The sequence below is a fragment of the Paenibacillus sp. FSL H8-0537 genome, from assembly GCF_038051995.1.
Lineage (GTDB): Bacteria > Bacillota > Bacilli > Paenibacillales > Paenibacillaceae > Pristimantibacillus.
The window spans coordinates 261,982-275,519 of the sequence record NZ_CP150290.1; the positions used below are offsets into that span (position 1 = coordinate 261,982).

General features: G+C 49.7%; 11 protein-coding genes. All 11 read left to right on the forward strand.

All coding sequences use genetic code 11. From position 1 onward, the window contains the following. The first annotated feature begins 25 nt into the window (after positions 1 to 25). The 11 genes from galU to MHB80_RS01180 all read left to right on the forward strand — a co-directional run bounded on the left by galU (position 26) and on the right by MHB80_RS01180 (position 13,536). Positions 26 to 910, forward strand: a complete 885-nt coding sequence (gene galU, locus MHB80_RS01130; RefSeq protein ID WP_341280458.1) for a UTP--glucose-1-phosphate uridylyltransferase GalU — start codon at positions 26 to 28, stop codon at positions 908 to 910. Then, positions 910 to 2,238: a UDP-glucose/GDP-mannose dehydrogenase family protein gene (locus tag MHB80_RS01135; RefSeq protein WP_341280459.1), complete on the forward strand. Its 1,329-nt coding sequence runs from the start codon at positions 910 to 912 to the stop codon at positions 2,236 to 2,238. Before galU ends, MHB80_RS01135 begins: the two co-directional genes overlap by 1 nt. After that, complete coding sequence (locus MHB80_RS01140; RefSeq protein WP_341280460.1) at positions 2,132 to 3,745, forward strand: lipopolysaccharide biosynthesis protein; 1,614 nt, start codon at positions 2,132 to 2,134, stop codon at positions 3,743 to 3,745. The genes MHB80_RS01135 and MHB80_RS01140 overlap by 107 nt, the downstream gene beginning before the upstream one ends. Positions 3,746 to 3,770: 25 nt before the next feature. After that, on the forward strand, positions 3,771 to 4,913 hold the full coding sequence (locus MHB80_RS01145; RefSeq protein WP_341280461.1) for a glycosyltransferase: 1,143 nt from the start codon (positions 3,771 to 3,773) through the stop codon (positions 4,911 to 4,913). A 43-nt stretch (positions 4,914 to 4,956) separates the two neighbouring features. After that, the gene (locus tag MHB80_RS01150) at positions 4,957 to 6,777 is read left to right on the forward strand and encodes a nucleoside-diphosphate sugar epimerase/dehydratase (protein ID WP_341280462.1); all 1,821 of its coding nucleotides are present in this window, start codon (positions 4,957 to 4,959) and stop codon (positions 6,775 to 6,777) included. A 43-nt stretch (positions 6,778 to 6,820) separates the two neighbouring features. Further along, positions 6,821 to 8,131 carry an O-antigen ligase family protein gene (locus MHB80_RS01155; RefSeq protein ID WP_341280463.1) on the forward strand — a complete coding sequence of 437 codons (1,311 nt, stop codon included), beginning with the start codon at positions 6,821 to 6,823 and terminating at the stop codon, positions 8,129 to 8,131. A gap of 67 nt (positions 8,132 to 8,198) precedes the next feature. Further along, on the forward strand, positions 8,199 to 8,948 hold the full coding sequence (locus MHB80_RS01160) for a glycosyltransferase family 2 protein (RefSeq protein WP_341282823.1): 750 nt from the start codon (positions 8,199 to 8,201) through the stop codon (positions 8,946 to 8,948). Positions 8,949 to 8,986: 38 nt separating this feature from the next. Further along, positions 8,987 to 9,562: a sugar transferase gene (locus MHB80_RS01165; protein WP_341280464.1), complete on the forward strand. Its 576-nt coding sequence runs from the start codon at positions 8,987 to 8,989 to the stop codon at positions 9,560 to 9,562. 17 nt (positions 9,563 to 9,579) lie between these two features. Beyond that, the gene (locus MHB80_RS01170; protein ID WP_341280465.1) at positions 9,580 to 10,455 is read left to right on the forward strand and encodes an NAD-dependent epimerase/dehydratase family protein; all 876 of its coding nucleotides are present in this window, start codon (positions 9,580 to 9,582) and stop codon (positions 10,453 to 10,455) included. Positions 10,456 to 10,490: 35 nt separating this feature from the next. Continuing rightward, positions 10,491 to 12,128 (forward strand): hypothetical protein, encoded by a 1,638-nt coding sequence (locus MHB80_RS01175; RefSeq protein WP_341280466.1) that lies wholly within the window; start codon positions 10,491 to 10,493, stop codon positions 12,126 to 12,128. A 361-nt stretch (positions 12,129 to 12,489) separates the two neighbouring features. Then, entirely contained in the window at positions 12,490 to 13,536 is a 1,047-nt protein-coding gene (locus MHB80_RS01180; RefSeq protein ID WP_341280467.1) for a hypothetical protein, read from the forward strand. Positions 13,537 to 13,538: the final 2 nt, after the last annotated feature.

The window sequence follows — 13,538 nt, forward strand, 5'->3', positions numbered from 1 at the left end:
TTATCTAACTTGGGAGGGATTAGCGATGAAAGTAACAAAAGCGATTATTCCGGCAGCCGGACTTGGAACGAGGTTTTTGCCAGCTACAAAGGCAATGCCCAAAGAGATGCTTCCCGTCTTGGACAAGCCAACGATTCAATATATTGTAGAAGAGGCCGTAAAATCCGGCATTGAAGAAATTATTATTGTAACGGGCAAAGGCAAGCGTTCGATTGAGGACCATTTTGACAATGCGTTTGAGCTGGAAGCCAATTTGCTGAAAAACCAAAAGCTGCATCTGCTAGAGAAGGTACAGGAAATTTCCAAGGTCGATATTCACTATATTCGTCAAAAAGAACCAAAAGGCCTCGGACATGCGATTTGGTGCGCGCGCAAGTTTATTGGCAATGAGCCGTTCGCTGTGCTGCTTGGCGATGATATCGTTAAAGGCGAGATTCCATGCACGAAGCAGCTAATTGATGCTTTTGAGCTAACGGGCAAATCGGTTATCGGCGTACAGCATGTACCGGATAAAGAGACGGCGCGTTATGGCATTATTGATCCATCTGAGGTAAATGATCGTTTTATTAAAGTGAACAATTTGGTAGAGAAGCCGAAGCTGGGCACAGCACCTTCCAACTTTGCTATCATGGGACGTTATGTGCTGACGCCGGAAGTGTTCAACCTGATCGAGCAGCAGGAGGTGGGCGCGGGGCAGGAAATCCAATTGACCGATGCGCTGCAAAAGCTGAACCAGGTCGAGGATGTGCTGGCCTATCTATTTGAAGGCAGACGTTACGATGTTGGTGAAATTCCAGGCTTTATTTTGACAAATGTAGAGTTCGCACTCGAACGTCAGGAGTTTTCCGCAGATTTAATTAAATCGCTTGAACAGATTTTAAGCCGTGCGAAAAGTGGAGTGAATGCATAATGAAAGTTACGATAATTGGTACAGGCTACGTTGGCCTGGTGAACGGCGCTTGCTTCGCTGAGAAAGGCCATCATGTCATTTGTGCCGACATTAACCAAAATAAAATCGACCAGCTGAACGACGGTCAAATTCCAATCTATGAGCCGGGCCTCGCAGAATTAGTGCACGCGAACCGCCAATCGGGAAGACTTGCATTCTCAAGCGACGTGGAAGCGGCTGTACAGGCTTCGGATATTATTTATATTGCAGTAGGCACGCCAATGTCCCCAACCGGCGAAGCGGATCTGACTTACGTTGACGGCGTAGCTGAGACGATTGGGAAGTCGCTGAACGGCTATAAAGTCGTCGTGAACAAAAGCACCGTGCCTGTTGGAACGGGCAAACGGGTAGAATCGATCATTCGGGGGCATCTGGGCACGAGCGATGCAAGCTTCGATGTCGTATCCAATCCGGAGTTTTTGCGCGAAGGCACAGCAATCAAGGATTGCATGAATATGGAACGCGCTGTCATTGGTGCCGAAAGCAAGCAGGCGATGCAGTTGATTCGCGAGCTGCATGAGCCATTCAACACAGTCATTGTCGAGACAAACATTGAAACGGCTGAAATGATTAAATATGCCAGCAACGCCTTCCTCGCGATGAAAATTTCCTTCATTAATGATATTTCCAATATTTGCGAGCGTGTCGGTGCGAATGTAGTCGATTTGTCTTATGGACTAGGGCTGGATAGCCGCATTGGAAATAAATTCTTAGATGCCGGTATTGGATTCGGGGGTTCCTGCTTTCCAAAAGATACCGAAGCACTCATATCCATTTCCAAAAATGTCGGTTACGAATTTAAGCTGATTGAATCGGTTATTACAACGAATAAAAATCAGCCGATCCATTTTGTGCAAAAAATCGATACGATTGTTGGTTCTGTTGCTGGCAAAAAAATCGCCGTGCTTGGTCTGGCGTTTAAGCCGGAAACAGACGATATGCGCTCCGCGCCGTCGATTCCAATCATTCGTGAGCTTATCAGCCGCGGTGCCGAAGTGCATGCGTATGATCCGGTAGCGGTTGAACAGGCGAAGCTGGTCATTGGCACGGACGTTGTTTATTCCGATGATCTGCTGCAAACGGTAGACGGCTGTGATGCTTGCGTGATTTTAACCGAATGGCCGCAGGTAGTGAAGATGGATTTGGATGAAGTGAAAAAGCGGCTTAAGCAGCCGATACTAATTGACGGACGCAACATATTTGATTTGGCAGAGATGGAGAAGCGGCAGTTCGTCTATGCTTCCATCGGTCGCCCGGATATTAACGCATATGCCAGCCAACTCGGATAATCATGTGTCGGAAGCCGGCTTGACCCACAGAACCCGCAAGGGCTTTCTGTGGGCATTCACGGGAACCGGATTGCAAAATGTCATCCAGATGGTCGTTCTGGTCGTCCTTGCCCGCTTCGTCGGTGCCGAGGAGTTCGGACTCATTAATTTGGCGCTCGTAATCGTCAGCTTCTCGACCTTGTTTGCCAGTATTGGTGTAGGTCCGGCCATTATTCAGCGCAAAGAAATCCACACGGTCGACTTGCAGGTTTCCTTCTTTATTTCTTCTATGCTTGGCATTGTGGTGGCAGCGGCACTGTGGCTGTCCTCTGATCTGCTGGCGGATTTTTTCAAAATGCCGCAGCTTGCAGCCGTGTTGGGCATTTTGGCACTCGTATTTCCGCTCAATGGCGTTGCCATTGTTTCTGAAGCTTTGCTGCAACGGGAGCTGAAGTTCCGTCAGCTATCGCTGTCGCAAATCGTATCTTATACGGCGGGCTACGGCATCGTCGGCATTACGCTCGGCGTGTATGGCTATGGCATTTGGGCGCTGTTAACCGCTCATTTAGTACAGACGGCTATCCGTTTTACGATGCTCATTGCCACGCAGCCGCCTCGGTTTCTGCGGGAAAAGGCGAGTGGACATGTACAGGCGGCAAAATCGCTGCTGCGGTTCGGCGGTGGCGCAACCATCGACAGCTTAAGCAATTATTTAGCGGTCCAAAGCGACAATCTAATCATTGGCCGCGGACTTGGCGCAGCCGCGTTGGGAATGTACGGCAGAGCCTATCAGCTGGCGGTGCTTCCAGCTACGCTGCTTGGACAAGTGCTCGATAAAGTGTTGTTTTCGTCAATGTCCAAGCTCCAGGATGATCTTCAGCAGCTAAAAGCCTCTTATATAAGAAGCATTTCTTATACATCCTTGCTTGTTGCTCCTATTAGCGTCATCTGTTACCTGCTGGCTTCCGAGATTGTCGCTGTCGTTCTGGGAAGCGGGTGGACAGAGGTCGTTTTTCCATTCCAAATTCTATGCATGGGCATGTTATTCCGTACGACTTACAAAATCAGCAATTCTCTCGTATTGGCAAGAGGGTACGTGTACAAACGGGCTTCACGGCAGGTGCTTTATGTCCTGTTCGTTATTGCGGGCGCAGTGATTGGTATGCACTGGGGCTTGCCTGGGGCCGCTTTCGGCGTTTTGATTGCCATAAGCTTGCACTACTTCAATATGCTGTACTTGTGTAAATCGATTTTATCGTGCACTTGGCGTGAGCTGGGGAATGCGCATTTGCCAGCGCTGCTCGGCAGTGTGTGGATGCTGATTGGCTTGTATGCCATGACGGAAGCGATCAGGCCGCTAGGGTGGATCAGCTTCGTAAACCTTGTGGTGTTCGGCATGTTCGCGATTGTATGGTTTGCGATGGTTGTGCTGTTGTTTCCTAGTGTGATGGTACATATGAGCAGAACGGCGCTCCGCGGCAAAATGCAGCAGGTGCTGGGCAAGGTGCGCAGAAGACGGCAAGCTTAAATTTTTAGGCAGAAGGTGGTTTACGATGGTTCAACATAAGGTGGTTCATATGACAACGGTGCACCATCCGATGGATACCCGCATTTTCCATAAAGAATGCGCCTCGCTCGCGAATGCGGCCTATGATGTGACGCTGATTGCGACGGACCATCCGGATCTGGACCGAGTAAAGCCGGCTTTCAAGCTGATCAAGCTAAAGAAAGCAGCGAACCGCTGGGTTCGTATGACGAAGAACAGCTGGCAGGCTTACCGGCTCGCGAAGCAGCTTGAGGCGGATGTGTATCATTTTCACGATCCCGAGCTGATTTGGGTAGGATGGCTGCTTAAAAATAAATCCAATCATGTTGTTTATGACATCCACGAGGATTATGAGACGGGCATTCGGCAAAAAAAATATTTGCCCGTTTGGGCAAGAAATACGCTTGCGAGCATTTATCGCATCGTTGAGAAGCTTTGCATTAACCAATTCGAAATTGTGCTGGCGGAAAAATATTACCGGGATAAATATTTGCGCGGCGTAGATGTGCTGAACTATCCGATCTTGCAGCCGATGGCGGATAAGCCTGCTGCTAACGCAGAAGCAGGCGCAGCACAGCAGAATGATGCCATTCATCTGCTGTACACGGGCAACGTCACGCTGGATCGCGGCTCTGAGCTGCATGCTCAGATAGCGAAGCTGGACAAGCGCATTCATGTGCATTATGTAGGCAAATGCGCGCAGCCGATTGCGGACCGGGTTGCAGAAGCTGCCGGGGAAGCGGCGGCTCGCGTAACGATTGATGGCGTGGAGAAGTTTATTGCACGCGATGCGATTGACGCCTATTATGCCGAGAGCCGCTGGCTGGCTGGTCTCGCGCTGTTCCCGCCGACTGAGCATTATGCGAAGAAAGAGCTGACGAAGTTTTTTGAGTATATGAATGCGGGGCTTCCGATTATTTGCTCCAATTTTCCAAGCTGGGAAGCGTTCGTGAATCTTCATGAATGCGGTATTGCGGTTGATCCTAATGATGGACCGGCGGTGCTGCGAGCGATTAATGAACTTAAGAACGATCCGGAAAAAGCGGCGAGAATGGGACGCAATGGAAAGCGTGCCGTACGCGAAGAGCTGAACTGGGTGCACGAGGAGAACAAGCTGCTTGGTTTCTACTCGCAGCTGCTGACCAAATAGAGTCTACAATTATAGTAAGTTGGTATAGGAGGAGAGAAGAGAGATGTGGAAAAAAAGAATTCCACTCTTGTTATTCGTTGATATTATTACAAGTACGCTCATCACGTTAATATGCTTCGCTTTGATGTATGAAGGCGAAGGATCGAGCTACTGGCACGCGGTGCTTATTTTTGCGCCAGTCCTGTCGGCATCAACGATTTTATTCATGCTTCGTTACAATTTGTACCAGCGAATATGGAAGTATTCGAGCGTCGGCGAGCTTGTGTCGATTTTCAAGGCGGTCTCGCTAGGCGTTATCGTCAGCGGAATGTTGTTTAGCGTTCTGAAGTGGGAGTGGGTGGATCTAGCGATGCTGCTGTTCATTTTCCAGTCTTCGCTAATCGTAAAGGGCAGCACGCGCTTCGCGCTGCGTCTCAAAAGTGATACCTACAACAAAAAAGGCACCGGCGACCTCAAAGTATTGATTATCGGCGCTGGCGACTGCGGCTCGATGGTTGCCAAGGAAATCAAGCAAAACAAATACATCAACAACAGCTACCCAGTCGGTTTCATTGATGATGATGAGCAGAAGCGGGGAAACCGTGTAGGCGGACTTCGCGTACTGGGAAACCGTAATGATATCGCCGCCGTTGTAGAGAAGCATGAGATTAACCACATCATTATCGCCCTTCCGGCAGCAAGCAAGAAGGATATTTCCGAGATTATCAATCTCTGCAAGGAAACAGGCTGCGAGCTTAAAATTGTGCCGCGGCTGGACGATATTATTCTCGGCAAAGTGACGGCATCATCGATTCGTAATGTCGAAGTAGAAGATTTACTTGGCAGAAGCCCAGTGGCAATCGATCTTGAAGGCATTGCGAATTACGTGGAAGGCAAGGTTGTACTGGTGACGGGAGCAGGCGGTTCTATCGGTTCCGAGCTATGCCGCCAAATTGCGCCGTTTAAGCCAGGAAAGCTGCTGCTGCTCGGTCATGGGGAAAACAGCATCTATCAAATTGATATGGAGCTGAGTAAGACGTTTAAGGAATTGAAGACAGAGGCGATTATCGCCGATGTACAAGACCGTGAGACGCTGTTCGCGCTGTTTGGTGAATACAGTCCACAAGTCGTATTCCACGCGGCCGCTCATAAGCATGTTCCTTTGATGGAGCGCAATCCGAAGCAGGCCGTCATGAACAATATTATGGGTACGAAAAATGTAGCCGAAGCCTGTGACCAGCACGGCGTTGAGCGCTTTGTCCTTGTCTCGACAGACAAAGCGGTCAACCCTACGAGCGTCATGGGCGCGACGAAGCGCGTAGCTGAAATTATCGTGCAGTCGATCAGCTTTTATAGCAATACGAAATTTGCAGCTGTGCGATTCGGCAACGTATTGGGCAGCAGGGGCAGCGTTATTCCGCTGTTCAAGGCACAGATTGCCGAGGGCGGTCCGGTTACCGTAACCGATCCGGAGATGATCCGTTATTTTATGACGATACCGGAAGCTTCCCAGCTTGTCGTGCAAGCAGGCGCCTTTGCCAAGGGCGGCGAGGTGTTCATTCTCGATATGGACAAGCCTGTTAAAATTTACGAGCTGGCCAAAGACTTGATTCGCTTATCCGGCTTCGAGCCGTATCGCGATATTGACATTAAATTCACCGGCCTGCGTCCGGGCGAGAAAATGTATGAAGAGCTGCTGACCGATGCTGAAGGCATGTCGGCTACGCTGAACAACCGCATTTTCATTGGCAAGCCAATGGCGCAGGATATTGAGCCGGTCATGCTGGAGCTTCAGCATTTGGAAGGCATTATCCGTTCTGATTTGTCGGAGGTTAAAGCCTTCGTGAAGCGGACGATCACATCCCGCAGCCGCAATGCCGTATAGCTTTACTGCATACTTTTATGAAGGAAAGAGAGGGTGGTCACTGATGTTAAAATCAAATGCATTTGGGGCCACGCTCTTGCCTGGCGCTGGGCGGAAGTGGGGCGCGCTTGCTGCCCCGTTTGCGATCTTGGCGTCAGGGGAATTTCTGCTGGGCGTATTTTTATTATCCGGCTATATTAAATCGGGCATATCGTTTCCCGTGGACTTAACCTTTTTTCTAATGGCCGTCACGATGTTTCTTTATTTTATCCGCCTTATGCAATCCCAAGAGCTGCCGAAGCCGGCGCTAATCCCGCTGCTGCTGTTCGTGCTGCTGCTTGGCTACATGTTGTTCAGCTTTTCATATTCAACAAGCTATTCATTCGCAATTCAGAAAACATCCCGTTTCTTGCTGCTGACCGCTTGGTCCTTCATCGGGCCTTTTTTGCTTATTCGTGATAAAAAAGGGCTGGAGCGATTTTTCGTCGGCATTATTGCCGTCTCCTCGCTGATGACCTTCTATTGCCTGCAGATGTTTTTGGAGAAGCTGCAAGCTGGTCAATTCATCGGGCAGATTGAGGTGCTGGGCTCGGATTATCTCTCGCTTGGACGAACGAATGGCATCGCGGTTATCGCCTTGATCGGTTTATATTTATACAATCCGCTGCTGCGGACACCCGCCAAAATTCTCGCCAGCCTTTTTCTGGCGTTGACCTTTCTATCGGTTGCTGTCAGCGGCGCCCGAACGCCGCTTATTACGCTGGTTGGAACAATCGTGCTGATCATGTTCCTGTCCGTGAAAGTGAACCGGGGCAAAATCACCTTCTCCAAAGGAGTAGGCACGCTTTTTTCAATTATTTTGCTGCTCGCTGTGCTCGCAGTACCACTCGTGGCTTCTGGCGTCATGGATACCTTCATTTACCGAATCTCGGTGCTGTTTAATCAGCCGGGGGGCGGAGAGTCGGCGGAGGGACGAGTTGAGCGCTATGCGGTGGCATGGCAAATGATTCAGGATCATTTTTTCTTCGGCGGCGGCATTGGCAGCTTTACGATTGCCTTCGCCCATGAGGATGTTTCGAATTATCCGCATAATATTTTTCTGGAGCTGTGGAGCGAGTTGGGGCTTGCTGGCGTATTGCTGTTTCTGGCGACATTTTGGGGAGCGATTCGAGCAGCTGCACGCTTTATTTCTGGAAAAATGACAGACCGCTTCACTTTGGTTACTGTTTTCTCGGTCGTTTTCCTATTCTTGAACGCTAATGTTTCTGGCGATTTGAATGAAAATCGCTTGTTGTTCTGTTATGTGGCGATAGCCTGGCTGCTGCCCTATGCTGCATACCAAGAGCGCAGGCCGCTGGATTTATTCAGGAAATAGGCAGCTATGCCTGCACACACCGCAAGTTCTCTAATGATAAGCTGGAGGGATATTCGTGTCTAATCTGATGGACCCGGTCGTTACGATTGTAACGCCGTCCTACAACTGCTCGCGTTTTATAAAGGAAACGATTGCTTCGGTTAAAGCCCAGACGTTTGAGGATTGGGAAATGATTATTGTGGATGATTGCTCCTCGGACAATTCCTGCGAAATTATTGAAGCGGAAGCTGCGCTCGACAGCCGGATTAAGCTGCATCGCTTGCAGAAGAACAGCGGAGCGGCGGTAGCCCGCAATACAGCGATAAATATGTCGCGTGGCCGTTACCTCGCCTTTCTGGACAGCGATGATTTGTGGCTCCCGACGAAGCTGGCGCTGCAGCTCGATTTTATGCGGACGCAGGATATCGGTTTCTCCTTCACGAGCTATCGTGTCATGTCGGAGGAAGGGGAACTGACAGAGCGAGTTATCGGAGTGGTTCCTTCTATTAATTACGATACGCTATTGAAAAATACGATTATCGGCTGCCTTACCGTCATGCTGGATCGACATAAGCTCGGCCAGGTGCAGATGCCGAACATTCGGGCAAAGCAGGACACGGGCATGTGGCTGTCGATTTTGAAAAAAGGGCATTTGGCCTACGGCCTGCCCGTCGAGCTGAGCTATTATCGCCTCGTGAAAGGCTCAATCTCGAACAATAAAATCAAAGCCGTCTACAAAATGTGGCGTCTGTACCGCGATGTTGAGAAGCTAAACCCTTTTATAGCTTCATGGTGCTTGACGAATTACGTTAAGAACGCCGTGTTTAAGAGATTGTAGAGATAAAGGCTATATAGTGTGGGGAGGAGCGAAAACGCATGTATAATCAAGTTTTAAAAAGAGCATTCGATTTTATATCCGCTGGCATTGCGCTAATTGTGTTCAGCCCGGTCATGCTGGTGGTGGCCATTTTGATCAAGCTGGAATCGCCGGGACCTGTGTTTTTCGTCCAACAGCGGATGGGGCAAAATAACCAGCTGTTTGCGATTTACAAGTTCCGCAGCATGCGGACGGATACGCCGAACGTAGCAACAGATTTACTGCAGGATCCAGCATCCTACATAACGAAGACGGGAAGATTTTTGCGAAAATCAAGCCTCGACGAGCTGCCTCAGCTTATTAACGTCGTGAAGGGGGAAATGTCTGTCGTCGGCCCAAGGCCTGCGCTGTACAATCAATATTCCCTAATTAAGATGCGCAATGACCGCAAAATCAATGATATTAAGCCGGGCTTGACGGGCTACGCCCAAGTGTCGGGCCGGGATTCGATCTCCGATGACGAGAAGGTCCGTCTGGATGAGCATTATTTGCAGCAGATGTCCTTCGGCTTTGACATCAAAATTATTTTTATCACTATTTTCAAAGTTTTCAAAGCAAGCGATATTAAAGCTTAAGGCGGGAGGCAAAAGCAATGATTCTGGTAACGGGCATAACAGGGCTGACGGGCCGATTTTTATATGAGCAGCTTCAGCGGGATTTTAAGCGCGATCAAGTATGCTACATGGTCAGGGAATCAAGCGATGTATCCTGGATGAAGGACGGCGAGCGTTTCGTCTACGGCAATTTGCGTGATGCGGACAGTGTGCAGAAGGCTCTCGGCCATGAAGGGATTACGGAGGTATTGCACCTTGCGCCGCGCAATCAACTGAAAAATGTGCTCGATGCTTGCCTCCAGCATGGTATTCACCGCATTTATTACGTGAACAGCACAGGCATCTACAGCAAGTTCAAGAGCTCCTCGCATATTGATTTGCAAAATGAACAGCTGCTGCGTGCCAGCGGCCTTACCTATACGATTATTCGTCCGTCGATGATTTGCGGCAATCATCAGGATGGCAATATCCATATGCTCGTCAAAATCATGAAGCGTTTTCCCGTTTATCCGATTTTGGGAGCAGGGGATGGCCTGATGCATCCGATCTACGCCAATGATTTGGCGAAGGTGCTCGTTTCGATGCTGAATCGCGAGGAACTGACGCGCGGCCAAGAATACGATGTGGCAGGCAAAGCGCCGCTGAAATACAAGGAGCTGCTTAGCTTGATCGCTGGGGCGATGGGCAAGAAGATTGTATTTCTGCATATTCCTTATAAGCTTGCTTTGCTCGCAGGCCGAATCGGAGAAAAAATACCAAACCGGATCATTAATTATGAGAAGGTTCTTCGCCTGAACGAGGATAAAAACTTTGATTACTCCAAAGCGGCGAAGGAGCTGGATTTCAAGCCGATTGGCTTCGATGAAACCATCAAGCTGGAAGTTGCAGCGCTGCGCAAGCATGGGACGATATAATGATCCGATTCACGAGAGAGGGAAACAACAACACGATGAGACGCAGCTGGATTTGGGGAATTAGTTTATTGGTTGTTATTATAGCCGCGCTGGCTTTGCCGACGCTGAAGTCAGATAAGGCGCAAACCTCCTCTAATGGCGGGAGCACAGGCTTTCATCTAGAGGTGGAGGGCAATCCAGTGGCGAGCGCCGCCGCAGCGACAAGCAGTGCGGATGCCGCTTCTATTAATGTAGTGGATTACGGTGCAGTAGGGGACGGCAAAAAGGATGATTGGAGCGCGATTTCCAAAGCGATTGCCAAGGCAAAGGCGCTGCGGGATAAGGGCCGGCAAGTAACGCTGCTTTTCCCGGAGCTAACGGAATACCGCTCCTCTAAAGCAATTGTGATTCCAGCGAATATTTCGGTGGATCAGCGAGCACCGCTCATATATACCGGAACAGCCTATGAGCCTTTTCTGACGCTGGGCGAGGACAGTACAGTGACGGGAGCTGAATACAGCGGCCTTAATGTACGGCGAGGCAAGCTGGCGGATTGGTCCAAGGACAAGTCGCGTAAGGCGATCGGCATTCGGATTATTAATGCCAACAATTCGGGTATTCACATTCAGCGTGCCGAAAACTTCACCGTAGGCGTAGAGACGATTGGGATTGGTACAGGCTTTGCCTACAATGACATTCGGCTTGGCAAGCTTACCTCCAACCAAATCGGCCTAAAGGTAACCAACAAGCGAAACAAAGCCAAAGTATCGGGCTGGAACAATGAAAATTTGTATACGGGCGGCAACTTTGCGGTGTGGAGCGGCAACAATACGTCGCAGAGCCGATACGGCATTGTGATTACGACGGAGGACGGCTCCTACACGAATAATAACAACAATGTATTCGTAAAGCCTAGCTTTGAGCTGAACCAGCGCAATACGACAGGCTCTGCCGAGAGCGTTCCAATTGTCATTGAGCATGGACTGAACAATACATTTGATTATGTTCGCAATGAGACGAATGGCGTTTATATGGCCCGGTTGAAAAATAAAAGCAACAACAACACCTTTAATGTCAGCTACGGCGACGCCAAGCTGGATGACCAATCGGAGTTCGGTAATCAAATTGTGTCGACGCAGGAATCGAGCTTTTTTGACCAGTTCACGCTGCGCGAATCATTTAATTTGTCGGAGCGCTGGAGCAAGTCGAATAAAGATGCCTCGCTTGACGGCATGTCCTTCTTGAGCAATAAGGGCGGCGAGCCTACGGCGACGAATAATTTTGCCTGCATCAGCAGCAGCAAAGGCTTTGTTACTTTTGCAAATGGCTGTGTCGCTGTAGGGGCAATGGTCGATGTCTCGGTCGTTAAGCAGTTCGTTATTAAGCGGGCGGCGCAGGATGAGCTGGGTGGACGGGTCATTGTTCGCGGCTATGACAAAAATGGCAAGCAGCTCAGCAGCTCGGGCAATTGGCTGCGCGGCATGAGCAACAACAGCTTTTATTTTGCCGATACGTACGGCGGTGTTTATATGTCGGCACGCGATATGTCGGACCCGATCTACTTCGACGTGTTGGACAACGTGAAAAAGATTTGGGTCGGCGTTACGGCTGGCAGCGGCAAGGCGGTTATTAATTCGTTTGGCATCTTTACGAAATCCGTCCATTACCCTGCGGTTTATAGCGGGGTATCGTAGAGCTTTGCTTGGTGAAGAGAGGGCTGCGTTGCGCTGCGCGGAAAGGTTCGGGGTTCGTGTGTGGATGCGGTCGTAGTTACTCGGTAGAAGGTTGTTTGGTCGAAGCATAGTGGCAGCGGACTGAGATGCCGCTATTGTAAGAGATACAAAAAGAATGGGCAGTTATGCGGACAGGAAAGACGCTATTCCCTTCAAAACCCCGTAAAATGAGGGGTAAATGGACAAATAGCGGCTCTGCTGTCCGGCTAGCGGCTAAAAGGCGGCATTTTGCCGAAATAACGGCACTGGTGTCCGTGTCCGCCAGCATATTATTTTTTAAAAGTATCTACGCAGTGGAAGTTGATAATGGGGTGTGGGAATCATGAGGTACAAACTTGCGGGTAAAGCGCTGCTGGCCTTGCTCGTGGCGCTGGTTGCCTGGGAAGGCATTTTGGAGGTTACAACGATTCGTACGACAGGCTTCCAGCAGCATCCTGAACTGGGGCGCATCTTGAACCCGGGGCTTTATGTGAACGGGCAGGAAGGCTACGGCATCACTAAAATTTATGCGGAAGGCGCCATCGCGCAGCCTTTTCCCGATCCGAATGAGACGGCCGCTGCCCGCAAGGCAGAGTACCGGATATTATTTTTGGGCGATTCCTATACGGAAGCGCTTCAAGTTGGCGATCAAGTGAAGTTTTTTCGCCAAGTCCAGACACGGATGCCTGAGCTGGATTCACGCAAGGTCATGACCTATGATGCTGGACGCAGCTCCGCCTCACCCGCACATTATGCCTATTTGGCTGACTTCTACAAGAAGCGCGTCGATCCCGACGCCGTTGTCATCCAGATTAATGAGAATGATCTCAAGGATCTGTACGGTGAAAATGCCAGCTACTATGCCACGAAAGACGGGGACTCGTACAAGCTTGTTTTTAATGAAGACTTTATTAGCCGCAATGCCGTTGCAGCAAAGCTTCAAGCCTTCTATGGTTTATTGCGGTTGTCTGTTGTTCGTGTTGGCTCTGATCATTTGCAAAAGCTGCTGGAGAAGGATGAAGCTGCGCCAGAGGATACCAAGAGCCCAGACTTCACACCTCAAGCGGGAGATGAACAGCTGGTCAACTGGATATTCGGTATTTTGAAGGAAAAATATCCGAAGCTTGTTTTTGTCTTTTTACCCCAAATCGACTTTCAGTCGCTAGATGGCGAGCAGCAGCCTGGTTATTTTGAAGAATTGGCCGAGCGCACAGCCAAAGAGCAGGGAATTCCAATGCTGAATATGAGACGGGATTTTGTGAATGCCTATCAGGATACGGGGCTGCCAGCCTATGGTTTCTCCAACACTACATATGGAACTGGGCATATGAACAGCTCGGGGCATGATTTAGTGAGCAAAGCAGTAGCGAAATATTTCGAAGGAAGATGAGA